This is a genomic window from Pseudothermotoga hypogea DSM 11164 = NBRC 106472, from assembly GCF_000816145.1.
GTDB lineage: Bacteria > Thermotogota > Thermotogae > Thermotogales > DSM-5069 > Pseudothermotoga_A > Pseudothermotoga_A hypogea.
Window position 1 is genome coordinate 1,462,694 of record NZ_CP007141.1, and the last position, 22,670, is coordinate 1,485,363.

The 22,670-nt window shown below is 50.2% G+C and carries 22 protein-coding genes; 9 read left to right on the top strand and 13 right to left on the bottom strand.

The genetic code is table 11. The annotated features are described in order from the left end of the window. Window positions 1–3 precede the first annotated feature (3 nt). From AJ81_RS07160 to AJ81_RS07185, 6 genes are all read left to right on the top strand, one after another. Window positions 4–561 carry a cupin domain-containing protein gene (locus AJ81_RS07160; RefSeq protein ID WP_031504332.1) on the top strand — a complete coding sequence of 186 codons (558 nt, stop codon included), beginning with the start codon at window positions 4–6 and terminating at the stop codon, window positions 559–561. A gap of 104 nt (window positions 562–665) precedes the next feature. Then, window positions 666–1,616 carry a glycoside hydrolase family 130 protein gene (locus tag AJ81_RS07165; RefSeq protein ID WP_193789292.1) on the top strand — a complete coding sequence of 317 codons (951 nt, stop codon included), beginning with the start codon at window positions 666–668 and terminating at the stop codon, window positions 1,614–1,616. Window positions 1,617–1,632: 16 nt separating this feature from the next. Further along, window positions 1,633–3,207: a glycoside hydrolase family 36 protein gene (locus AJ81_RS07170; RefSeq protein WP_031504328.1), complete on the top strand. Its 1,575-nt coding sequence runs from the start codon at window positions 1,633–1,635 to the stop codon at window positions 3,205–3,207. A gap of 18 nt (window positions 3,208–3,225) precedes the next feature. Continuing rightward, entirely contained in the window at window positions 3,226–4,635 is a 1,410-nt protein-coding gene (gene aglA / locus AJ81_RS07175; protein WP_031504326.1) for an alpha-glucosidase AglA, read from the top strand. Between the two features lie 40 nt (window positions 4,636–4,675). After that, complete coding sequence (locus AJ81_RS07180; protein ID WP_051368744.1) at window positions 4,676–5,137, top strand: flavin reductase family protein; 462 nt, start codon at window positions 4,676–4,678, stop codon at window positions 5,135–5,137. Window positions 5,138–5,152: 15 nt separating this feature from the next. Further along, the gene (locus tag AJ81_RS07185) at window positions 5,153–5,410 is read left to right on the top strand and encodes a DUF370 domain-containing protein (RefSeq protein WP_031504320.1); all 258 of its coding nucleotides are present in this window, start codon (window positions 5,153–5,155) and stop codon (window positions 5,408–5,410) included. Here AJ81_RS07185 and tsaD read toward each other — a convergent pair. The 11 genes from tsaD to AJ81_RS07240 form a co-directional block, all read right to left on the bottom strand. After that, entirely contained in the window at window positions 5,376–6,365 is a 990-nt protein-coding gene (gene tsaD, locus AJ81_RS07190; RefSeq protein WP_031504318.1) for a tRNA (adenosine(37)-N6)-threonylcarbamoyltransferase complex transferase subunit TsaD, read from the bottom strand. The two genes, AJ81_RS07185 and tsaD, sit on opposite strands and share 35 nt — an antisense overlap. After that, window positions 6,365–7,579, bottom strand: coding sequence for an ATP-dependent Clp protease ATP-binding subunit ClpX (gene clpX, locus AJ81_RS07195; protein ID WP_031504316.1), 1,215 nt, complete (start codon window positions 7,577–7,579; stop codon window positions 6,365–6,367). Before clpX ends, tsaD begins: the two co-directional genes overlap by 1 nt. Before the next feature lie 98 nt (window positions 7,580–7,677). After that, window positions 7,678–8,835, bottom strand: coding sequence for a TIGR04013 family B12-binding domain/radical SAM domain-containing protein (locus AJ81_RS07200; RefSeq protein WP_031504314.1), 1,158 nt, complete (start codon window positions 8,833–8,835; stop codon window positions 7,678–7,680). Then, the gene (gene holA, locus AJ81_RS07205) at window positions 8,832–9,785 is read right to left on the bottom strand and encodes a DNA polymerase III subunit delta (protein ID WP_144316862.1); all 954 of its coding nucleotides are present in this window, start codon (window positions 9,783–9,785) and stop codon (window positions 8,832–8,834) included. The genes AJ81_RS07200 and holA overlap by 4 nt, the downstream gene beginning before the upstream one ends. Then, window positions 9,751–13,914 (bottom strand): acyl-CoA dehydratase activase, encoded by a 4,164-nt coding sequence (locus tag AJ81_RS07210; protein ID WP_038059750.1) that lies wholly within the window; start codon window positions 13,912–13,914, stop codon window positions 9,751–9,753. The genes holA and AJ81_RS07210 overlap by 35 nt, the downstream gene beginning before the upstream one ends. A gap of 8 nt (window positions 13,915–13,922) precedes the next feature. Beyond that, window positions 13,923–15,212 (bottom strand): phosphoglucosamine mutase, encoded by a 1,290-nt coding sequence (locus AJ81_RS07215; protein ID WP_031504307.1) that lies wholly within the window; start codon window positions 15,210–15,212, stop codon window positions 13,923–13,925. Further along, window positions 15,209–15,760 carry a tetratricopeptide repeat protein gene (locus AJ81_RS07220; protein WP_231845488.1) on the bottom strand — a complete coding sequence of 184 codons (552 nt, stop codon included), beginning with the start codon at window positions 15,758–15,760 and terminating at the stop codon, window positions 15,209–15,211. The genes AJ81_RS07215 and AJ81_RS07220 overlap by 4 nt, the downstream gene beginning before the upstream one ends. Window positions 15,761–15,775: 15 nt before the next feature. Beyond that, the gene (gene murB / locus AJ81_RS07225) at window positions 15,776–16,618 is read right to left on the bottom strand and encodes a UDP-N-acetylmuramate dehydrogenase (RefSeq protein ID WP_031504302.1); all 843 of its coding nucleotides are present in this window, start codon (window positions 16,616–16,618) and stop codon (window positions 15,776–15,778) included. 1 nt (window position 16,619) lies between these two features. Then, window positions 16,620–17,342, bottom strand: a complete 723-nt coding sequence (locus AJ81_RS07230) for a glycerophosphodiester phosphodiesterase family protein (RefSeq protein ID WP_031504300.1) — start codon at window positions 17,340–17,342, stop codon at window positions 16,620–16,622. Continuing rightward, window positions 17,339–17,818: a DUF3242 domain-containing protein gene (locus tag AJ81_RS07235; protein WP_031504298.1), complete on the bottom strand. Its 480-nt coding sequence runs from the start codon at window positions 17,816–17,818 to the stop codon at window positions 17,339–17,341. Before AJ81_RS07235 ends, AJ81_RS07230 begins: the two co-directional genes overlap by 4 nt. After that, window positions 17,815–18,432 carry an MBL fold metallo-hydrolase gene (locus tag AJ81_RS07240; RefSeq protein WP_051368746.1) on the bottom strand — a complete coding sequence of 206 codons (618 nt, stop codon included), beginning with the start codon at window positions 18,430–18,432 and terminating at the stop codon, window positions 17,815–17,817. Before AJ81_RS07240 ends, AJ81_RS07235 begins: the two co-directional genes overlap by 4 nt. A gap of 29 nt (window positions 18,433–18,461) precedes the next feature. On the opposite strand from AJ81_RS07240, the gene AJ81_RS07245 reads away from it, so the two are divergent. Genes AJ81_RS07245 through AJ81_RS07255 form a run of 3 tightly spaced genes read left to right on the top strand, consistent with a single transcriptional unit; the run spans window position 18,462 to window position 20,843 of the window. Further along, window positions 18,462–19,340 carry a phospholipase D-like domain-containing protein gene (locus AJ81_RS07245; RefSeq protein ID WP_031504295.1) on the top strand — a complete coding sequence of 293 codons (879 nt, stop codon included), beginning with the start codon at window positions 18,462–18,464 and terminating at the stop codon, window positions 19,338–19,340. Then, the gene (locus AJ81_RS07250; protein ID WP_031504294.1) at window positions 19,337–20,140 is read left to right on the top strand and encodes a Cof-type HAD-IIB family hydrolase; all 804 of its coding nucleotides are present in this window, start codon (window positions 19,337–19,339) and stop codon (window positions 20,138–20,140) included. Before AJ81_RS07245 ends, AJ81_RS07250 begins: the two co-directional genes overlap by 4 nt. After that, window positions 20,067–20,843 (top strand): glycoside hydrolase family 3 protein, encoded by a 777-nt coding sequence (locus tag AJ81_RS07255; protein WP_231845462.1) that lies wholly within the window; start codon window positions 20,067–20,069, stop codon window positions 20,841–20,843. Before AJ81_RS07250 ends, AJ81_RS07255 begins: the two co-directional genes overlap by 74 nt. Here the strand turns inward: AJ81_RS07255 and ispF are convergent. Continuing rightward, on the bottom strand, window positions 20,823–21,305 hold the full coding sequence (ispF, locus tag AJ81_RS07260; RefSeq protein ID WP_031504290.1) for a 2-C-methyl-D-erythritol 2,4-cyclodiphosphate synthase: 483 nt from the start codon (window positions 21,303–21,305) through the stop codon (window positions 20,823–20,825). The two genes, AJ81_RS07255 and ispF, sit on opposite strands and share 21 nt — an antisense overlap. After that, window positions 21,302–22,654, bottom strand: coding sequence for a replicative DNA helicase (gene dnaB / locus AJ81_RS07265; RefSeq protein ID WP_031504288.1), 1,353 nt, complete (start codon window positions 22,652–22,654; stop codon window positions 21,302–21,304). The genes ispF and dnaB overlap by 4 nt, the downstream gene beginning before the upstream one ends. Window positions 22,655–22,670: the final 16 nt, after the last annotated feature.

Consider the following 22,670-nt stretch of genomic DNA (forward strand, 5'->3'; position numbering starts at 1 on the left):
TGGATGGGCGAAGAACTTGACAACATAGGTCAAAAGATAAGGGCGCTCAGACAAGCCAAGCAAATGACGGTGAGAGAGCTCGCAAGCCTTGCGGGAGTCACCCCGGGTTTGATCAGCCAGATCGAGCATGGGAGAGTGTCGCCCTCTCTGAGCACACTCAAGAAAATACTGACCGCACTTGGCGAAACGATCATTTCGCTCGTCGAGCAGGAGGTGGGCGAGCAGGCACTCAAGGGGGTAGTGAGAAAGAACGAACGACGCAAGGTGATTGTCTCTCCAGGTCTGACTTACGAACTGATCTCAGCGAAGAACAAGGCTTATTTGATGTTCATATCCTACCTCGAACCGGGTTGCGACAGTGGCGATGCGTTTTACGCGCACGAAGGAATAGAATCTGGTATCGTGATACAGGGTACTGTGGAGATAACCCTCGGAGACAAGAAAGTCGTGTTGAACGAAGGTGACAGCATAACCTATCCTTCGACAGTACCACACAGATGGAAAAACATTGGCAAAGTCACAGCGATCGGTGTATGGGTCGTCAGCCCACCGAGTTATTGATTCACGAGGCTCGTTTGCCGCTGTCAGGCGGCTTTTTTTGTGCGTTCAACGCAGAACATTCGGGGGTGGTGAATTTGAAGATCTATTGTGAAGAGCTTTCGTTCATGCCGTGGGAGGAAAGACCATCAGGTTTTGAGGGTGTTCTTTGGAGATACAGCAAGAACCCGATAACCAAGAGGAATCCCATCAGGAAGGGCGCACGTGTTTTCAACTCCGCAGTATTGCCTTACGACGGTAAGTTTGTGGGAATCTTCAGAATCGATCACAAGAACACGAAACCTTTCCTTCACGTCGGCTGGAGCGAAGATGGGATCGATTGGAAGATAGACGAAGAACCCATCCAGTGGAGAGATCTCGATGGTCGAGATTTCCCCGTAGTCTACGCGTACGATCCAAGACTCGTGAAGATAGAGGACACCCATTACATAACCTTCTGCACGGACGATCACGGTCCAACGATAGGAGTTGGAATGACGAAGGATTTCAAGAACTTCACCAGACTACCGAACGCCTTCGTACCGTGTAACAGAAACGGAGTTCTGTTCCCGAGAAAGATTCACGGCAAGTACGTGATGTTGAACAGACCAAGCGATATGGGCCACACACCGTTTGGTGACATCTTCTTGAGCGAGAGTTTCGATATGGTGCACTGGGGCAACCATAGGTGGGTGATGGGAAGAAGTAGCAACAACTGGTGGGAAAACTTGAAGATAGGAGCAGGGCCTGTACCGATAGAGACAAGCGAAGGATGGCTCTTGATCTATCATGGTGTGACATTGACTTGCAACGGCTACGTTTACAGTTTCGGTGCAGCGCTGCTGGATTTGGATGACCCCGCGAAGGTTTTGTACAGGAGCAAGTATTATTTGCTGACACCCGAAGAAGACTACGAAGTGTGTGGTTTCGTTCCTAATGTGGTCTTTCCGTGCGCGGCGCTGTGCGATGGAAAAACTGGAAGGCTTGCGATTTACTACGGTGCTGCAGACACCTACGTGGCTCTCGCCTTTGGTTATGTTCAAGAGATCGTGGAGTTTATCAAGAAAAATTCGGAATGAAACTGGGGGGATGGACATGGAGATTTTCGGAAGAAAAATGATGGAGGGTGAGTTGAAGGTCGAAACGAAAGATTTTTCTTTGAAGGCCGAACTTCGAAAGACTGACTTCGGCTGGATCTTGAACGGATGGTTGAAGGGCAAGGTCGGAAGGATCGAGATCTTCAGGACCAAGGCTCCAAAGCGAGCTTTTCTGAACAACTGGCAATCGTGGGGTCCGTGTAGGATGATGGATCTTGGGCAATTCCAAGTTGGCAGTGTGGACAAAGATTGGCAGTACGCAGTATCTTTGGTGCCTGAGTTGCTGGAAAGAACGCTCTTGAGTGACTATTTTGTGGCGGAGGACGGAAAGCTGTATGGTTTTCTCACCTCGAAGTTCGCACATCCATTCTTTGCGTTCGAGGATCAAGATTTGGTGGCCTACTTAGAGTATTTCGATACGTTTTTTGAAGACTACGTTCCCCTGGAAACTTTCGTTTTGATGGAGAATTCCGACAACTATGAACTGCTCACTCGGTATGCCGAGATGGTGGCGAAACAGAATGAAGCTCGCTTCAAAGAAGATCGATTCACTGGATGGTGCAGCTGGTATCACTACTTTTTGGACTTGACCTGGCCAGAGGTTTTAAAGAATCTGGAACTGGCGAGGAAATATTCGGTGAGGGTCTTTCAGATCGACGATGGCTACGAGGCAGACATAGGAGATTGGTTGGACACGAAAGAGGGTTTTCCAAAACTCGATGAGATTGCAAAGACAATCCTTGAGAAGGGGTTTGAACCTGGGATATGGACTGCACCGTTCAGTGTTTCTGAGACTTCTAAGCTGTTTCAACAGCACCCAGACTGGGTGGTGAAAAAGAACGGCGCACCGAAACTGGCGTACAGAAACTGGAACAGAAAAATCTACGCGCTTGATTTGAGCAGAGAGGATGTCAAAAAGTGGTTGTTCGACCTCTTCAGCTCGTTGCGGCAGATGGGGTTTTCTTACTTCAAGATCGATTTTCTCTTCGCGGGAGCAATTCCTGGTGAGAGGTTCAGACCGATCAGTCCAGTCGAGGCTTTCAGAGAGGGATTGAGAGTGATAAGAAAAGCTGTCGGAGATGCTTTTGTGTTGGGTTGCGGTTCACCTTTGCTCCCTGCGGTCGGTTTGGTGGACGGAATGAGGATAGGTCCAGACACCGCACCGTACTGGGGAGAGGATCTGCCCGATCGTGGTATTCCTGCAGCGAAGTGGGCGCTGAGGAATGCGATCACACGATCTTTCATGAACAGAAGGCTCTGGCAGAACGATCCAGATTGCCTTTTGCTCAGATCACAGAAAACAGAGCTGAGTCAGACTGAGCGAGAGATCTATGCGTACACCTGTGCTGTGCTGGACAACATGATAATTCTGAGCGATGATCTGTCACTCTACGACGATTCGTCCGATAGAATCTTTCAACAGACGCTCCGATTGCTCGGTGGGAGGGCAAAGGTGTTGAACGTCTTCAACGATGAGCCTTCGTACCTGATCGAAGCCTTTGGGACAAAGTCGGGCGACGTCAAGCTCGAGGTGAATCTGACGGATAAGACCTTCACGTTGAAGGGATCGTGAATCGGGGAGGTAGTGAGCATGAAGATCACCATAATAGGCGCAGGAAGCGTGAGGTTTGCGCAACAAATCATAGGCGACATAGCACAGACGGAGGAACTCTCCAAGAGTGATACGCACATCTGTTTGATGGACATCAACGAGGAGAGACTGAACGCATCGTACGTCCTTGCGAAGAAGTACGTTCACGAGCTCGGCTCACCAGTCAAGATCGTTAAGACAGCTCAAATGGACGAAGCCATCGAGGGTGCAGACTTTGTGATAAATACGGCTTTTCCGTACGACCCAAGACATCACGAGGATGGATTTCGAAGGTGGGACGCCGTCACGGAGATCGCCGAGAAACATGGTTATTACAGGGGTATAGACAGTCAAAAGCTGAGCATGGTTTCGACATACACCTACGTTCTTTCGTCTTATCCGGACATAAAGCTTGCGATCGACATCGCAAAAAAGATGGAAAGACTGGCACCGAGTGCCTATCTCATGCAGACTGCAAACCCTGTTTTTGAAATCACGCAGGCGGTGAGACGGACCACGAAAGTCAACATCGTGGGGTTCTGCCACGGTGTGGCCGGCGTGTACGAAGTCTTCGAGAGGCTGAAGCTCGAGCCGGAAAAAGTCGATTGGCAGGTTGCCGGTGTGAACCACGGCATTTGGTTGAACAGGTTCAGATACGAAGGAAAGGATGCTTATCCACTTCTGGATGAATGGATAGAGAAGGAACTTCCACATTGGAAAGCGAAGAGTCCTTGGGACATTCAAATGTCGCCCTGCGCGATGGACATGTACAGGTTCTACGGCATGCTCCCGATAGGTGACACCGTGAGGAACGGGACATGGAAGTATCACTACAATCTCGAGACGAAAAGGAGATGGTTCGGCGAATTTGGAGGGATAGACAACGAAGTGGAGAGGCCCAAGCTTCATGAATTGCTGAGGAATGCCAGAAAAAGGTTAATAGAGCTCGCACGACAAGTCGAACTCGATCCGAGTGTGAAGTTGACGGAAGCTTTTGCCGAGATCTTCAGGAAGGGCAGAATGAGCGGTGAGCAACACGTTCCTTTCATCAACGCGATTTCGAACAACAAAAAAGTCAGACTGTTTTTGAATGTGGAAAACCAGGGAACGTTGAAGGATTTCCCCGACGATCTGGTGATGGAACTGCCCGTGTGGGTGGACAAAGAAGGGATTCACAGAGAGAAAGTCGAGCCGGATCTGACAGAAAGGATAAAGAAATTCTACCTCTGGCCTCGAATATTGAGGATGGAGTGGAACCTGGAGGCGTTCTTCTCGAGAGACAGAAAAGTGCTGGAAGAGATTCTCATCAGAGACCCACGAACCAGATCGTACGAACAGGTCGTTGCGGTCATCGATGAGATCTTGAGCCTGCCGTTCAACGAAGAGCTGAGAAAGCACTATTCGGTTTGAGGTATAATTGTTGTGAAAACCTCTCGCGAGGTGAGAATCTGTGTACAAGAGTGCCTTCGACTGTCTGATTCAAGGTGTCTACATAGTTTCCACTTGTACGGAGAACGAGAGGGCTGGTCTTGCTGCGGCATGGGTGATGCAGTCTTCTTTCAAACCGGCCATGTTGGCCGTTGCGCTGGGACCAACGAGAAAAACGGCGGAGGTCATGGAGAAAAGCAAGAAATTTTCGATCCAGGTTTTGGACAAGAAGCAGAAAGAGATCGGCGAACTCTTCGGGTATTATTCGAGCAGGAACGTGGACAAATTTTCGAAGGTTCGATGGTTCGAAAGTGAAAAATTGAAGTTGCCAATCGTCGAAGGTGTGATCGCGTACTTTGAGTGTGAGCTCGTCGGCAGGTTTGAAAGTGGCGATCATGTGATCTACAACGGTTTGGTCGTGAACCACAAACTGTTGAACCCACATGGAGAACCGATGCTCTTTTCCATGAGAGACTGGTTCTGATTGGAAGTGAACGGTATGTTTGTACAGATCACGAAAGGCGTGTTCGTGAACGCTGACAGGATCAGGGCCATAGTTCCCGTCAACAACATGACAGCCAAGCAACTCAGAGAAAACGCAACCTACTCGAACAAGATGGTGAATTTGACCTACGGTGCGCAGGCCAGAAGTGCCATCTACATCGACAGTGGACACGTGTTGATCCTTGCCGAGAAAGCCGCGAGGATAAGACAGAAGTTGCTCAAAAAGAGAGGTATGGAACGGCGTTCAAGCTGAGATCAGAAAACTTTCCTCTACGCGCGAGTTCTATCGCGGCCCGAGCGATCATGGCCGCGTTGTCCACGCAGAGTTCCACGGGCGGAACGTAGAATTCATAGTTCCTCTTCGAACATTCCTCCGCGAGTCTTTCCCTCAATCTGAGATTGGCAGCCACGCCACCCACCAGGACCAACCTCTTTACCTTCTTCAACTCCGCGGCGCGCAAGGTTTTCCAAACGAGCACATCCACCACAGCCTCCTGAAACGAGGCCGCCACGTCAGATCTGTTCGCGTTCGGTTCGTCTTTGAGCAGGTAAAGCACCGCTGTCTTCAAACCAGAGAAGCTGAAGTCCAAATTGTCTTTCTCCAGCATCGCCCTTGGTAAATGGTAGCGATGCGGATCTCCAGATCTGGCCGCCCTCTCTATCGCAGGACCTCCAGGATAACCCAGCTGGAGCAATCTCGCAACTTTATCGAAGGCCTCTCCCGCAGCGTCATCCACAGTTCGTCCTACCAGCTCGGGTCTGGTGGGATCGTCCGTGAAGAGAAGCAACTCGGTGTGCCCGCCACTAACAAGCAGGGCAAGGAACGGTGGTTCAAGTTGCGGGAAACTCAACTTCGCCGCGTAGACGTGTCCCAACAGGTGGTTCACACCGACGATGGGTTTTTCCAAAGCCAGGCTGAGACCCTTGGCGAAGGAAACGCCGACCATCAGTGCGCCGATGAGCCCGGGACCATGGGTGACAGCAACAAGATCGATCTCGTTCAAATCGAGCTTCGCTTCCTCGACAGCTCTTTGAAAGATCTGGGGTAAATTCCTCAGATGTTGCCTTGCTGCGACTTCTGGGACCACTCCACCGAAGGGTTCGTGCAGCTTCACCTGGGATGACACAACGTTTGAAAGGATCCTCTCCTCATCGATCACTGCAACTGAAGTTTCGTCGCACGAGGTCTCTACGGCGAGTACTACCATCACGCGATCTCTCGCATCACCAGTCTTGGTTTTTCCTTTCCTTCAACTGCCGCCGCGGTAATGATAACCTTTTCAACGTCGTGTGAGGAGGGCAACTCGAACATCGCATCCATCATGATCTCTTCAAAAACGTTTCTCAAAGCCCTTGCACCTGTGCCAAGAGACAGAGCTTTTCTGGCGATAGCAGTCAGCGCTTCGGGCTCTATCTCGAGCTGGATGTTGTCCAATTCGAACAGCTTTTTGTACTGTTTTATCAGCGCATTCTTTGGCTCACTGAGTATCCTCACAAGATCTTCTTCAGTGAGATCGTCCAGAGTTGCGATGACGGGAAAGCGTCCCACGAACTCGGGAATCAGACCGTACTGGACAAGATCATCTGGCGTGACGTGTGCGAGGATCTCACCGATTCTCATTTGCTTCTTACTCTTTATCTCAGCTCCAAAGCCTATTGATGAGCTCTGGATCCTTCTCTTGATGATCTCTTCCAGCCCATCGAAGGCTCCACCCACTATGAACAGTATGTTCGTCGTGTCCACCTTGATGAACTCCTGATACGGATGTTTCCTCCCACCCTGGGGTGGTACGTTCGCGATGGTACCTTCGACGATCTTCAGCAATCCCTGCTGCACACCTTCGCCGGAAACATCCCTCGTTATCGAAGGATTCGGAGATTTCCTTGCAATCTTGTCGATCTCATCTATGTAGATGATCCCGTATTGAGCCCTCTCTATGTCGAAATTAGTGACTTCCAACAGGCGCAGTAGAACGTTCTCGACGTCCTCACCCACGTAACCGGCTTCAGTGAGTGGGGTCGCGTCGGCTATAGCGAAAGGTACGTCCAGTATCTTTGCCAGAACGCGGGCTATCAACGTTTTACCACACCCGGTGGGGCCTATCATCATGATGTTCGACTTTTCCATTTCGACGTCGTCGAGATTCCCACCGTAGAAAACTCTTTTGTAATGGTTGTACACGGCCACGGAAATGATTCTTTTGGCCCTCTCCTGGCCGATCACGTACTTGTCGAGTTCCGCCTTTATCTCGGCAGGTTTTGGAAGGGGTTTTCTGCGTTCTCTCTTGACACGTTTGTCGCTCGTCAAGAGATCGTGGAACAATTCCACGCACTCGTCACATATGTAAGCGCTCGGACCAGCTATCAACTTTCCAACCTGGCTCGCGGGTCTACCACAGAAAGAACAGAACTTCTCCGGCAATGAAAATCCCTCCGTGCAAACATTGTAACACGATCACCGTGACGTTAGTTTAACACCGTTTCACGAAAAATATAACGATCTGCCCATCGAACTTGTACTCAGGCTTCCGAAAACAGCTCGTGGGACATTTGTTCCTGCTTCTGCCAGTAACCATCGAGTTTTCCTTCGGACGCAAGCCTGGACAAACTTCTCTTGAGCCAGACGGGTAAACGAGCGCAGCCAGCCTTCTCCAGTTCCGTGCCGGGCAAGGGTAAAAAGCTGTGTGCGTGGATTCTACATCCCAGCTGGACCAGCTTCTCGATGAATTGCATCGTCTCGTGCTGATCGTCCCGAGTTTCGAAAGGAAAACCGAATATGAAGTCCACATGCGGGGTGAAGCCATGTCTCAGCAAAACTTCAACGGCGTTCAGAACGTCCTCTTTGCTGTGTCCCCTCCTCAGAATTCTCAAAATCCTATCGCTACCGCTCTGGGCTCCGATGGTTACACTCCTGTTGTTCACGTACCTTTTGATCATGCCCACAACCTCGTCGTTCACCGAATCTGGTCTCACGTCCGAAGGAAAAGTGCCGAAGTATATCTCGCGCATACCTATTCTTCTGAGGTTGAACAGCAGCGATTCTATGGCTTCCACGTTGGGTGTCACTCCATCCTTTGAGCCGTAACCAAAAGCATTGGGTGTTATGAATCTCGCCACGTATTTGTGCTTTCTCAGGCCGAGTCGACAGTAATGAACGATCTGTTCAACGCTCCTATGTCGAACGACCTTTCCAGCGATCAAAGAAGTTTCACAGTAAGCACAGTTGAATGGACAGCCTCTGCTGATTTCGATGGGGATGAACTGTGACTGTTCCACGCAGAAGGGAGGATAATCGTTCAGATCAACCCTTTTGCTCAGACCATCGAAAATGGGTTTTCTTTCCCCATTCAGGAACTCGATCAGGTTCGCCTCTCCATCACCCACGAAGACGTGATCGAAGCCCATTTTGAGACAATCTTCCGCTCGCGCCGTGGCATGAGGTCCTCCAGCCAAAAGGGTGTAACCCTTCGACTTGAGTATTTTGACTTCTTCCTGAACCTGCCTCAGATCGAAACTCATGAAAGAATACGCCACGAAGCTGTCACTGGGTAAAGTCAGGACATCTTCGATCTTTTTTGCGATGTGAACCTCAACAAAGTCAAGCTTGCTCACAACCGCGCTGAGCAGAGCCACAACGCTGTAGCGGTTGAACTTTGTCTGTCTGAAGATCAACTTCATGCGCCTTCACCGATGATCTGTCGAAGCTGATCTAAAAAGCTGTGGATCGCTAAGTTCGGTGTGGTGGTGCTCTTCACCGTCAAATCGAGCCAGTACAGTCTATCCAGAATCTTCTCAACTTTTTCAGTGTCGTACAGCATCATGTGGTTCAAAACTTTGTCGCCACCTTTGAAGGAGAAGCCCAGAAATCTGGCCGTTTTCCCGAGCCCTATACCGAGACTTTCGGATGCTTTCTTTATCACGGGCCAAGGGTAACTTTCTCGTCTTTCGAGGAAGAGCACGAGTTTGTACAGATCAAGGAAATGTCTGGCGAGCACCGACACCACGACCACCGCTTCGGTGTTCTTCAGTATCGTACTCAGCAGTGGATGAGCTTCTTCGAAGTTCCCCATCGAGACCTTGAAACAAAGTTCTTCGATGTCACCCCTTGAATGAAGAGAAATGATCTGTTCGACGAGCTCTTCGGTCGGTTGGTTCGTCACGCAGGCTAATTTTTCGATCTCTCTCTCGATGAGTTCGTCGTTTGGTCCGACTCTCTCCAAGATCAGTTCTGCCACACTTCGTGAAGCCGATATTCCGTGTTTTTTCAGCCGTTCCAGGACATAGTCTGTCCATTTATCTTGTTCCCACGGTTTGGGTAATGCCAGAACCAGAACGTCCTTGGCTTTGATGCTCTCCTCGGTCCTGACTATCACATCGATTTTCGCCGTTTCCGCCAGCTGCAAAAGTTTCTTCCGCTCGTCCTTTTTCCAGTCATCGAAGTCGACTATGTCGAGCAGAACGTCACCGAAGAAGAGGTCTCCCTGAGACAGCAGACTGAACGCTGCCTCTTTCTCTTCGATAGACACTTTCATTCTCCTGAGCTTCTTCTTCTCACAGATCTCCTTCACGTACTCATCTTTCAGAACCTTCGCGTTACCGACGAGAAAGAGCGCTGGCAACCGCCTCACTTCCCCTCTTCAGTTGCTTGACTTGTGCGATGAACGCGTCCAATCTCGCCTCTATGGATGGTGTGAAGGGATTTCCGTCCAGCTCGATGGAGATGAACGGCAGGGACTTTCCAAGCTTTGTCTTTTTGTCTTCGATAGCTTTCTTGAGTATGGACTCGGCAATGCGGCTCGGCATACACGCGAACGGTCCCACCGCCACGACGCCGTCGTAGTATTCACCGATCTCAGCAAGAGTGCTCCCTATGGTCAGGATAGCTTCTCCCGTCAGAGTTGGTGAAAGATAAGCTTCTGCCGTCTCCACAACGTGTGCTACGTTCACCATGCGCGCGTCACACAATCCCGCTCGCGCGAACAACTGTTTGATCTTCCGCTCGAAGTGCCTCAAAACTTGCATTTCTACACGCTTTTTCATTCTTTCAACAACTGTGGAGTTTTTGCTCACGAGTTTCTGTATGAAAATGTAATAAGTGTAGTAGATCCATTCGTGTATCGGTGAGATCTGCAGGATAATGCCTTCTTGGGCGAACAGATCCTCCATTCTCTTTCTGCTGAATTCGTCCCAACGGACGTATATCTCTCCGGTCATCATCACTCTGGCAGACTTTTCGTGAGCATCCTTCAGACGAAGCGATTCGAGTTCGTCGCAGATTCTATCTACCGTCTTGAAGAAACCCGAGAGTGAATCTTTCTGCAGACTTTCGAGGATCATCTTGTGGTGTCTCTCAATGAGAGAGCGCACATATTCTTCGTCTTTGATCAAGGTCTTCAATGATTTTTCCACGTTCGAGTAAAGGTCCGATACGAGTATCGCGAGCCATGCGCGCAAGGTGAAACTCACGCCCAAACCCCCGTAAGCGTTCTCGGAGTTCAAAGAGACCAAGCCGACGTCCTTGACGTCGTTCTGCTCGAGCCACAGCTTCATGTAGTTGCTGTACTGACCGAACCTGCATGGACCAGACGTCGTGGGCATGAAGTACAGGGTGATCTCATCTTTCGGTCTTTCTTGAAGGTAATTTATCAACGAACCGAGTGTCAAGTGCAACGGCAAGCATTCTTTGGACAGCGAATTGCCCCTGCCCAGTTTGAATTCGAGCTCGCCTGGCGGTGGACAAACGTGGGTTCGAACACCGAAACGTGCGATCGCTGCGGCCAAACATCTGGCCCCAAACGCACCCATTGTGGGAAAGACGAGTCTCACCCTGGGATCGGTCCAAGAGATCTTCTCACCATTTTTCAGGATGAAAACACCGCTTTTGTCGATCATGACTTCCAGCGGTTTGGTGTTTGAAGTCTGTTTCTTCTTCTCTTTTCTGCATTTGACGATATCCAGAAACGCCTCGATGCGCGTCTCGAGACCAGCGTCCGCCGTATGACTGTCGAGTTCCAAAACGAGCGTGGGTTTTTCTTGCATGATCGATTTGAAATACGAAAGGATGAACGAATCGGGCCCACAGCTGAAGTTCGTTATGAAGACGGGATAGATTTTCGGATGGTCCTTGATGTACCTGGCCGCCTTCAAGATCATTTCTCCCCAGGTCCAGTACATGTTCTCGTAACCTTGCTTGGATTCGAACGGAAGAACGTCGAAGCTTGCCACAGGAACGTTGTAGCTGGCGATTTTTCTCGGAACACCCAAATTTGCATGACTCTGGAACGCGTTGTAGGCTCTTCCAACGATAACAACACCCATTCCGATCTCTTCTACTTTCTTCAAAAACTCCTCACCGAGCCGTTTCAGGTCCGCTTCGAAACTTTTCTGGCGGTTCTTAGCTTCCTCGAAGGCGATTTTGACCTTTTCTCTATCGAAGCCGAAGGTTTTGAACATGTTGAATATGTTTTCGAACACAACATCCTCCGGATCGTTGAAATCGATGTTGCACGTGAGAACCTCAACACCGTCGAGCTCTTCGATATCTGCTCTCAGCCAGTCAGGCTCGCTCTGAACGAACGGACAGTACACGCCGTTCCTGTCCGAACCAGCAGGCCTTGTTCCTCGAATCCTCGGAATGAAAACGAAGTCGACGTTCTTCTTCAACAGGGAGAGTACGAAACCGTGCGACAGTTCAACGGGAAAACAGAATTCTGACCCCATTCTGTCTTTGCCCGACTCGTCAGGCTCGTCAGGCAGGATGACTTGAAACCCCAGTTCGGTGAACAGGGTTGAGAAGAACGGGAAGAACACGTTCATACCAAACGATCTGCTGATACCCACCCTCTTTCCGTGACCATTTTCTTCGATCTCGAACGCTTTCTTTTCCCTCTTCGCAACGAAGTCGAGTTCAGAGGGATCAAAGACGTGTTCCCTGAACGCTTCGTAACGGTTGCACGCACCACCATAGGGTATTCTCTTCCCATTCACTTCTATCACGCTGATGGTACACTTTCTATCGCAAGCCGTTCTTCCACCCATGCACGTGAACGGTTTCAGGTACTTCACCTCACGGTTCACGAGTTCTCGAAGATCGTAACAACCTTTTTCCAGCAAGCCTTTTTCTATGTTTTCGAGTGTCATCAATGCAACGCCGTAAGCTCCCATCAAACCGGGTTCGGGGGGAACTATCACTTTTTTCCCGGTCAGCGCCGCCATGGCGAGTGGAACGGCTCTGTTGTAGCATGTGCCTCCCTGAGCGAAGACTTTGTTCCCTACAGGTCTGTTGCCCTTCACCCTGTTGAGATAATTCATGCAGACAGAGTAAACCAGACCGGCGCATATGTCCTCGGCCGACATACCTTCTTGGATCGCCGTCTTTATGTCACTGTTTATGAACGCCGCACACTGGTCGCTGAAGTTTGGGGGATTGTTTGCCTTCAATGCGTAGTCTGCGATCTCTCTGTAGTCTATGTTCAACGACTCGCGCGCTGCTTCTTCCAAGAAAGAACCTGTTCCAGCCGAACACGCCTCGTTCATCGCGTAGTCGTAGGGTACACCTTCGTTCAAGTAAGTGTACTTGGCATCCTGGCCACCAATCTCGAAGATCGTGTCCACTTCTGGATCAAAATGCGCCGCAGCTTTCGCATGCGCCATGATCTCGTTGTAAACTGCCTTGGTCTGCGCGTGCAAACCCACGATCTTTCTTCCAGAGCCTGTGACACCGACTCCAACGATCTTCACGGGAACATCAAGTTGTGAACGGATCTCTTCGTAACATTTTTTCGCTGCGCCGATGGGATCGCCGAGTGTTCTGAGATAACTGCTCGCGAGTATCTTCTTATCTTTCACCCTCAACAGCACAGCCTTCGTTGTGGTTGAACCAACGTCGACACCCAGAATGCATTCGTCGTTCGCCTCGGCCTTGGCCCTCTCCATGGTTTTGAACTCGACCATCGATGCGTACTTTGACAGTGGGGGAAGTCTGAGGAAAGCCGATGGTATCTCTTTCGGTATAACGTGGTATTTTTTGATCTTCTGATTCGAATTCTCTATCAACCACAGATAAGCCCCGTAAGCTTCGAAGTATGTTGCTTCGTCCGGGATCACGTAATTTATGCGGCCGTCCAGGTGTTTCAGCATGAGTTTATTTTTTGTGCTACCTCCGACCAGAAGGACCTTGCTCACCTTTGCGTTGCCCACGAGCTGTAAGATCTTGTCCGCCATGACCCTGCCGAGGCCGTTGAGCACGAGCTCTTTCGGAATGCCCTTGTTCAAGGCGTGAGTGCAGTCGCTCTTGCAGAAGACCGTACAGCGTGAAGAGAGTCTGTAAAAACCATCCACACTCACCGAATCTATCGTTGAAAGGTCCAGTCCCATCCTCTTCAACTGTTGAAGGAAGAACTCTCCGGTGCCCGATGCACACTTGCTTCCAACGTGTATCATGCTCACTTCACCGTTCTCATCCAGTTGATAGAGCACGAAGTTTTCTCCACCAGCACTGACGATACCATCGCAGCAGCCATACTTCTCTCTGAGCTTTCTGTAGGCGTACTGTATAGCGAGCGACTCGGGAATGTTCGGAGCTTTGAAAATCTTTCTCAGCTTTCTACCTGTGAAGACGAGTTCGAGCTCTTCAGGTGAATCTTCCAGGATTTTTTTGACAATCCCAACAGGATCGCCACTGTGCGGAATCCACAACCATCCCTGCTCTCCAAAGGTTGATACGCTGGACGAACCCACACAGATAGCAAGACGCATCTGTGTTATCACCCCCGATCCAGCTCGCGTACCAGCCTACAAAATTCTTCCGCCACCCTTTTCACTTCGGTTTCGTCCTTTCCCTCCACCATGACTCGGACCAACCTTTCGGTGCCTGAAGCTCTGACAACAATCCTGAACCGTTCAAGATACTTTTCTATCTCTCTCTTGAGCGTCGGGTGCTCCGCAACGGACTTGTCCGCGACGGGCACGTTCAGTAGCACCTGAGGATAATCTTCCACCTCTTTCGAAAGTTCAGAGGCGCTTTTGCCCGTCGAAAGCATAAGCCTCAGGAACTCGAGGGCTGTTATGAGCCCATCGCCAGTCGTGGATCTGTCAAGAAAGATGATGTGGCCAGATCTTTCTCCGCCGAAGTTCGTGCCGAGCTCTATCATGCCCTCGAGGACATACTTGTCTCCAACCTTCACTCTGGTGAGTTTTATACCCCTATCCAGTAAATAATCCTCTAAACCTTTGTTACTCATTATCGTCGCCACAACCACGTCGTTGCGGAGTCTGCCTTCGTGCTTCAGTTGCACCGCGACGACTCCCATGATCTTGTCTCCGTGTATTTCTTCGGCATTTTCACCGAGCAAGATGCACCTATCGGCATCGCCGTCGTGCAGAATGCCTAAGTCGAACCCCCTCATGCGTTCGGAGAGGAACTCTGGATGCTGAGAACCGCAGTTCTCGTTTATGTTCTTTCCGTTCGGTTCTTTCGAAAAACACGTCACGTTCGCACCGAGAGCGTTCAGAACCTCAGGTGTGGTCATGATGGCGGCACCGTTGGCCAAATCCACTGCGATTTTCAAACCGGACAAATCAAGCCCGTGGAAGGATTTCAAAAGCGTCTCTATGTAGAGTTCACGAAGATGCGGATCGAACTCTGCAAAACCTTTCTCGACACCGGCTGAGACTGTCTCCATGACGAGTTCGATCTTTCTTTCTTCCTCGTCCGGCAGTTTGAAACCGGATCTGAGCACCTTTATTCCGTTGTACTGGTAAGGATTGTGGGAAGCGGAGATCACGATACCGAAACAGTCCAGCAGTTTGCTGACCATGGCCACGGCGGGAGTGGGGAGAACGCCTGCGAGCTTGACCTTCGCACCTTTTTCCAGCAAACCTTTCACCAAAGCTTTTTGCAGAGGTTCCGCAGACTCTCTCGTGTCGTGTCCCACAACGAACAGCGATGGCCCGTACATTTCCCCCAGAGCCAATCCGAGCTTATAGGCGAGTTCATCCGTCAGGTCGTCTCCGTAGACACCCCTCAGTCCGTCTGTTCCGAAAAGGTTCTTCATCGTTCCACGACCCCCTCGTAGATTTTTCTCAGTTCCTCGGCCTTCGCGCCCTCTCCAGTTTGTTCGTAGATATCTATCAACAGCTTGATTGCCTGATTCCTGTAAAACGAATTTGGCATCTCGAGCACCACGCTGAGCTGGGTCTTCGCTTCGACAAGACGTCCAGCTTTCACCAGGCTCTGGCCCATGAGATAGACCACTTCTGCGCGCCTTTCATCCTGCTGTGGCAACTGCTGTAAAGCTTTTTTGAAATCTTCGTGGGCCGAAGAAAAATCGCCCGCGTTCAACTTCGTGACACCCAAAGTGTAGTACTTCTCAAACAACCTCCGTCTCAGACTGTCTTTGAGACTCTTCAACTCTTTCAGATCGTTCTTTTCAACGTATCGTTCGAAATTCTCGTAGTCTTCGTCTACGTACATTCTGTAAGCCTCCAAGATCTTCTCGCTCCTCTTCAACTGAGATCTCGCGGACACGAACATTTGGAAGCTGAGCAGGAACAGAAAGGCAAAGATCGTGAGTAAAATCAAAAGGAACTTCTCGAGGTTCATTTTCACGTTCAGCACCTACCAGATGTCGACTTCGGGTTCGAGCACAACGTTGAAATGTTTTTCGACCAGCTGCTTCACCGTCTGTGCCAACGCGATGACGTCTTTGGCCGTCGCCGAACCAAGATTGACTATGAAGCCTGCGTGCTTCGTTGAGATCTGCGCATCTCCGATTCTGAAACCTTTCAAACCAAGCTGTTCTATGGCCTTTCCCACGTAAAAGTTGCTGTGTGGACGTTTGAAGAAACTGCCTGCACTCGGAAGATCCAGTGGCTGTGTTTCTAAACGTTTTTTCATGATTTTTTCCATTTTTGAACGAACCGCTTCGGGGTCAGATTTCGTCAGCCTCAGGCAGGCTCTCAGCACCAACCAGTTTCTCTTTTTGAAAACGCTGTCCCTGTAAGAGAACTCCAGTTGACTGCGATGAAGAATCCTCATTTGCTCCCCATCAAAACATTCAACCCATTCTACCACGTCGGCGATCTGGGCTCCGTACGCACCTGCGTTCATCAAGATCGCTCCACCGATCGTACCGGGTATGCCGTAAAGCAGCTCAAGTCCAGAAAGACCACGCTCTGCCGATTCAACACACAGTTTACTGAGCAAGACCCCGGCTTCGCTGATCAAAAGGTCCCCATCGAAGAGAAAATTACTCAAGCCCAGCGTACTTATCACCACGTCGACACCTTCGTCGGGCGCGAGAACGTTCGTACCTTTGCCCAGTAACTTCGCACCGGGGTACAGCTTCAGAGCACACAGCATTTGTTCCACAGATTTCGGCACCAGGAACAGCCTCGCTGGGCCACCGATCCTGAAACTTGTGTGCAAACTCAGTGGCTCGTCGAAAAATTGGCGGCACATGTCACGCTCCCTCAGCCCGCTGAGGTTTCTTCAACGCGTTCACGAAGAGTTCGACCTGATTCGTTATGACCGCATCGATATGTTTCTCGATCCGCTGATACTTTTTTAGATCATCCAAGGTCCAGACGTAGATCTTCGCGCCCGCTTTCCTTATCATCTTCACGATCTTTCTGAAAACCATCGGATAATCGAACAACTGGTGTGGCAGGTGCATAGAGTAAGGTTTGTGCTGGAGCAGTTTATCTATCAGGCCGATGGGATCGTTCCTCAGCTCTTCTCCCACGAGGAAGCCGAACTTCATGTCGGGTCTCTTTCTGATCAAACGTGCGATGAGTTCATGGTCGAAGGATGAAACGACGGTGCTGTCGGTCAGGCGAAACTCGTCTATGAGCTGCAAAGCTCTTTCCGCAACGTTCGCTTCCTTGATCTCCGCGTTCAGAATGTGCTTGTCATCGAGAATCGAAAGCACCTCTTCAAAAGTCGGTATGGTCTCGCCGTTCAGCTTGTATTCTTTCAACTCTTCGAAGGTAAGGTCGGAGACCTTCACATCCACCCCGCACAATCTCTTCAGATCTTCGTCATGAATGACAACGACTCTGCCATCCTTCGTACCTCTCAGATCCAGTTCTATGCCGTCCGCACCAAGCTCGAGCGCTTTTTTGAACGCGATCATCGTATTTTCAACATAGCGCGCCGAATAGCCTCTGTGACCCAGCACGATCATCTCAGCATACCTCCCAGTCGAGCGAAGGCGTCCATCACATCCTTCACGAAATCTCTGGGATTACCCTTCGATTCAACGACGAACAGCCACACATCTTTCCACCACGCGACAACGTGTTTGTCCTTCTTTTCGACGCTGTAATAACCAACCGATGGAAGATCGATGTAGACTCCAAGATTCCAGACACCGTACTTCTTGACGATCGATTTCCAGACTTTCTTTGGAGCATCGTCGAAGCTCTTGAAACCGTAGAAGAGATACATCGACCCGTCTGGGCCTCTGTAGACAGCGACCATGCCCTTCAACTCGATATTCTCATAACCTGACACACTCTCAAGATGTATCAGTTTGTACTTACCGCTGGGAATCTGCACGGCCGATTCGAGCGAATAAATTCTCGGAGGAACTTCTGCGATTCTCATCACACAACCGCTCAAAAACAGCAAGATCACCAGCGCAAGAAAGATCTTTTTCACCTTTCTTCCTCCCTGAGAAACAAATTGTCCCTCAAAACTTCCTCAACCGTCCCGATCTCACCATGACCCGGAAGCACGAGCTCATGCGGTTCGAAAGAACTCAGAAGCTCCTTCACGAACATCAACGTTTTCCTCATCGTTGCCTCGTCGCCACCAGGAAGATCAGTTCTTCCGATGCTGTCTAAAAAGATTGTATCACCACTGAAGATAACCCCATTGGTCTTGAACATGACGGAGCCTGGAGTGTGTCCGGGTGTACGGTACACTTTGAAGTCCAATTTTCCCATCGTGAAGTTCTCCGGCAGATATTCAACTTCGCAATTGAAAACGAACCGCTCTCCGAAGTACAGTGACAGGTTCAAAGAAGGGTCAACCAACCACGATGCTTCCTGTTCGGAAATGTAAAGCCTTTCGACTCTTAACTCTTTCAGGCCACAGATATGGTCGAAATGCCCGTGGGTGAGCAACACGATGCAAGGTTTCTGAACGAACGTTCCTATACCATAACCCGGATCGATTACCACGATGGGTTCTGCATCGATCACATAGCTGTTCGTACCGATAGGCCCTGTGACGACGCAACGAATCGAATCGTTGATGTGTAGAATGCGCACGCACATCACCTCGGCTTATAATATAGACCATGAAAGCGCTGTTGCTGTGCTTCGTGGCAGTTTCATCTTTCTGTGTTCAGATCATGTTCACACCCATTGAGTCGACGGACTGGCTCTGTGAACTGGTGGATCAGGCTTCACACTCCGTCTATGTGTGCAGTTATTCGCTCGATGAGAAAAGTTTCCTGCACGCTCTGAGTGAGGCGGCGCGTCGCGGCGTCGATGTGAGGGTGATCTTCGAAACAGGTGTGGCACCCAAGGACGTTCGCGTTAGAATGGATGTTGAGAGTTCTCTGTTGCATCTCAAGTTCATCGTGGTCGATGGAGAAAGAATCGTTCTGGGTTCTGCGAACTTCACGGAAAACAGCCTGAAAAGATCGATCAACGATCTTCTGTTCATCGAAGATCGTGCAGTTGGACTTCAACTTGCGAGCTTTTTCGATGCCCTGTGGAACGGGGAACTGAAACGGTTCGAAGTGTCACACGGCAAGATTCTGCTGAAAAATTTTGATCTTGAAGATCTCCTGTTGAAGGAGCTCTCCAAAGCGAGCAAGACCGTTGATGTTGCGATGTTCGCCTTGACGCACCCGAAGGTCTGGTCAATGTTGAAAATCCTCTCGAGCAAGAACGTGAAGATCAGACTGCTCGTAGATCGTTGGTTTTTGAACAACTCCATGCTGAAAAATCTTCCAGACTCTGGTATTGAACTGAGAATCTTTGAACCATTCACATTGCACACGAAATTGTTTATAATCGACGGGCGAGTGGTCGTGAGCGGTTCGGCCAACGCGACGAAGAGTGCTTACGAAAGGAACGTGGAGTTGATGATGTTGATTCGAGAAACGTCCTTAGTACAACATTATCGAGAGTTCTTCGAACACATATGGCAGGAGGGAAGTGAGCCTTGAAAGTATTCGTCTTCGATCTGGACGGAACGATACTGATGGATTCTCACAACATCCACCCTTCGAATCTGAAAGCCATAAATCTGCTCTTGGAAAAGGGTAAAAAGATCGTCTTCGCCAGTGGCAGGATGCTCCCTTCGGTCAGAAAACTGTTGCAGCGCTACTTCGATGTGGAGTTTCCCATCATCGCGTACAACGGCTCCGTCGTGTGGACAAATGAGCACGGCAAGATCATGGAACTGAAAATAGAACCACAGCGTGCGTCCCAGATAGTTCAAAAACTGAGATCGTTGAACGTTCACAGACAGGCCTACGTGGATGACAAACTCGTGGTGGAAGAAGACAACGAACATGCGAGGGCCTACAGTGAACACTCAGGGATCGAGTTGACCTTCGTGGATGATCTTGCAGAGCTCGTGGCAGAACACGGCGCCACGAAATTGCTTGCGATAGCTGAACCAGAAAGGCTCGATGCGATCATTCCTGAGCTCAGAGATGAGTTTGATGACGTACTCATCTTCAAATCTTTCAGCAACTATCTCGATTTTGTTCCGTCTCAGACGGACAAGGGACGTGCACTGAAAGTCCTGGCTGAGAAACTCGGCTTTGATCTTCGAGAAGCCGTGGCTTTCGGTGACAACGACAACGACGTGGCGTTGTTGAGGAGCGTTGGTCTCGGAGTGGCTGTGCGCAACGGCACGAAGAGCCTGAAGGAGGTGGCGGATGTCGTTGTCGAGGAGAATTTTCTTGGTGGTCCTGGCAATTTTCTTCTCGACCTATTCGATCGCGGCTGGTTCGATTGAACTATGTGAACAACTTTCAATCTGTGAGAAATCCTGTGTTTTGAACGCGCCTCTGCAGAACCTTTTGAAGGACGTATCGCTGTTGGCACTCGGCTGTAATCAGAATATGGAGATTGCGAGGGACGTTGCATACGTCGCTGGCATGGTGGCACGCTCTCACGGCTTTGAGTACGTTGTTTTTGGAACACTCGACGTGTTGACGGACAACGATCCAAATCCTTTGGGTAAGATCTCTCGATCTCCTTTCATAACCGCCCAGATCATCTCCTACATGATAGAAGGTTTCGTCTCGGCGGGTGTAGTGCCTATACTGAACGCGACCGGGACGGTCAATCCCGATGTCGTCAGATCGTTGCTGACTCGAAAGATGAGTTGTCCAACCTTGGTGGAGGACAAAGAGAAAGCGAAAACATTGCGAAAAATGGGGTTCGATGTTGTGTTCGTGACGGGCAAAGGTGAGTTGCTCGGAAAGCTACCAACTTTGAACGTGAAGCCGCCGATAGATCTTTCAGACCTCGAGCGGATTAGAAGGAAGGCCCTCGAGGGAGCGATCGTGCTTTTGAATCGCTCTGTGAAAAAGATTTCGGTGAACGATCCCTTCTCGGTGACGGGCGTGCTTGTCTTCAGTGATGAGGAATGGATCTTGAAGCTTGCCGAGCAGGTGTTGAAGGGCGAAAGACCGTCAACCGGAAGAGCTCCTTGAAATCAAACAGACCGCGATCGCCGAAGCTCCCTCACTCGCTTCGAAGCCCAGGTTGTTGGCCGTCTTGAATTTCACGTTCACACTATCCTTATCGATTCCCAGGCTGTTCGCGAGTGTTTCAACCATTCTTTCTCTGAAAGGTGAGAGCTTCACAGCTCCACAGGTCACAGTCACATCGACGTTCACTATGGTCCAACCTTTCTCCACCAAGAGGTCTCTCATTCGTTTCAACATCACCAAGCTCGAAGCGTTCCGCCAACGCTCGCTCTGATCGAAGTACTCACCGATGTCCCCGAGGGCCGCCGCACCGAGGAGCGCATCGATCAGTGCGTGGCAGACCACATCTGCGTCTGAATGACCTTTGAGGCCCACCTCTTCGCTCACGACGACGCCACCGAGGACCATCTTTCCAGGTTTTTTCAATGCGTGCCTGTCGGTGCCTATCCCGACCCTTAGGTTCATTCCACCTCGATCCTTTCCACCTCGTGAAACGAGGCTGTTTGTGGTTCGAACATCAGCTTCACCGTGCCTATGGGACCATTCCTTTGCTTTCCGATGATTATCTCGGCTTCGTGAGGTTCGTGCAGTTTTTCGCTCTTCTTGTAGTACTCTTCTCGATAAATGAACAGCACCATGTCGGCGTCCTGTTCTATCGCTCCAGATTCTCTCAGATCACTCAACCTTGGCCTTTTGTCCTCGCGGGTTTCCACAGCACGTGAGAGCTGAGAAAGCGCAACGACGGCGATGTCGAGTTCTCTGGCGAGCAACTTCAGCGACCTCGAGATCTCGGATATTTCCTGTTGCCTGCTCTCCTGGCCACCTCCGCGTGTATGCATCAGCTGAAGATAATCGACGAAAATGGCATCGATGTTGTACTCTCGCTTCATTCTCCTCGCTTTCGCACGCAGCGTACGTGGATCCAGAGAAGGTTCATCGTCCACAACGATGTTGGCCTTGTAAAGCTTTGAGGCACCTATAGTCAATCTCTCCCATTCTTGATCGCTCAAATAACCCGTCCTGATCTTGTGCAGATCCACCCTCGATTCGCTACACAAAAGTCTCTGTGCGAGCTGTTCTTTGGACATTTCAAGACTGAATATGCCCACGGACAAGTTGAATTTGACGGCCATGTTGCGCGCTATCGTGAGTGCGAACGCAGTCTTACCCACAGATGGTCTGGCTGCGATGATGATCAGATCAGACTTGTGAAAACCAGAGGTCTGCCTGTCCAACACTCTGAAACCTGTGGGCAAACCGCTCACGACAGCACCAGGTTCGAGAACTGTAGAACTTTTCGTCCTGAGTTCTTCGAGATTTTCAAAAACTGCGTGCATTATCGAGCCGATGTGATCGTAAGTTTTCGTGGCCCTCGATTCGGCGATGTCGAAGACGATCCTTTCAGCCTCGTCTAAGATCTCGTCCACTTCGCGTTCCTCGTAGGCCGATTCGACGATGTTTCTGCCAGCCTCTATCAAGCTTCTCAGGATCGATTTGTCTCGCACGATCTTGGCATAATGCATCACGTGTGCCGATGTCGGCACAGCCTCTGCAAGTCTTGCGACGTCCAGTTCACTACCGACGAACTTCATCTGTCCTGTCTTCTTCAGTTCTTCGCACACCGACAACACGTCGATGGGGTCACCGCGCTCGTACATCTTCTCCATGACAGCGAATATCGCTTGATGTTTTTTTGAATAGAAATCGTTGCTTCTGAGAACTTCCATAACGTCGTTCACAACGCTTGGATCGATCAATATGCTTCCGATGACCGCCTCTTCCGCTTCCAAGTTGTGCGGGGGTAAGAGTGGCATGAGAGATCACCTCAAT

What these genes read in the sequence shown, in the direction of transcription:
- AJ81_RS07160 (WP_031504332.1), top strand. Translation starts at nt 4, where the DNA reads ATGGGCGAAGAACTTGACAACATAGGTCAAAAGATAAGGGCGCTCAGA.
- AJ81_RS07165 (WP_193789292.1), top strand. Translation starts at nt 666, where the DNA reads ATGCCGTGGGAGGAAAGACCATCAGGTTTTGAGGGTGTTCTTTGGAGA.
- AJ81_RS07170 (WP_031504328.1), top strand. Translation starts at nt 1,633, where the DNA reads ATGGAGATTTTCGGAAGAAAAATGATGGAGGGTGAGTTGAAGGTCGAA.
- aglA (WP_031504326.1), top strand. Translation starts at nt 3,226, where the DNA reads ATGAAGATCACCATAATAGGCGCAGGAAGCGTGAGGTTTGCGCAACAA.
- AJ81_RS07185 (WP_031504320.1), top strand. Translation starts at nt 5,153, where the DNA reads ATGTTTGTACAGATCACGAAAGGCGTGTTCGTGAACGCTGACAGGATC.
- tsaD (WP_031504318.1), bottom strand. Translation starts at nt 6,365, where the DNA reads ATGGTAGTACTCGCCGTAGAGACCTCGTGCGACGAAACTTCAGTTGCA.
- AJ81_RS07200 (WP_031504314.1), bottom strand. Translation starts at nt 8,835, where the DNA reads ATGAAGTTGATCTTCAGACAGACAAAGTTCAACCGCTACAGCGTTGTG.
- AJ81_RS07210 (WP_038059750.1), bottom strand. Translation starts at nt 13,914, where the DNA reads ATGCGTCTTGCTATCTGTGTGGGTTCGTCCAGCGTATCAACCTTTGGA.
- AJ81_RS07215 (WP_031504307.1), bottom strand. Translation starts at nt 15,212, where the DNA reads ATGAAGAACCTTTTCGGAACAGACGGACTGAGGGGTGTCTACGGAGAC.
- AJ81_RS07220 (WP_231845488.1), bottom strand. Translation starts at nt 15,760, where the DNA reads ATGAACCTCGAGAAGTTCCTTTTGATTTTACTCACGATCTTTGCCTTT.
- murB (WP_031504302.1), bottom strand. Translation starts at nt 16,618, where the DNA reads ATGTGCCGCCAATTTTTCGACGAGCCACTGAGTTTGCACACAAGTTTC.
- AJ81_RS07230 (WP_031504300.1), bottom strand. Translation starts at nt 17,342, where the DNA reads ATGATCGTGCTGGGTCACAGAGGCTATTCGGCGCGCTATGTTGAAAAT.
- AJ81_RS07245 (WP_031504295.1), top strand. Translation starts at nt 18,462, where the DNA reads ATGAAAGCGCTGTTGCTGTGCTTCGTGGCAGTTTCATCTTTCTGTGTT.
- ispF (WP_031504290.1), bottom strand. Translation starts at nt 21,305, where the DNA reads ATGAACCTAAGGGTCGGGATAGGCACCGACAGGCACGCATTGAAAAAA.
- dnaB (WP_031504288.1), bottom strand. Translation starts at nt 22,654, where the DNA reads ATGCCACTCTTACCCCCGCACAACTTGGAAGCGGAAGAGGCGGTCATC.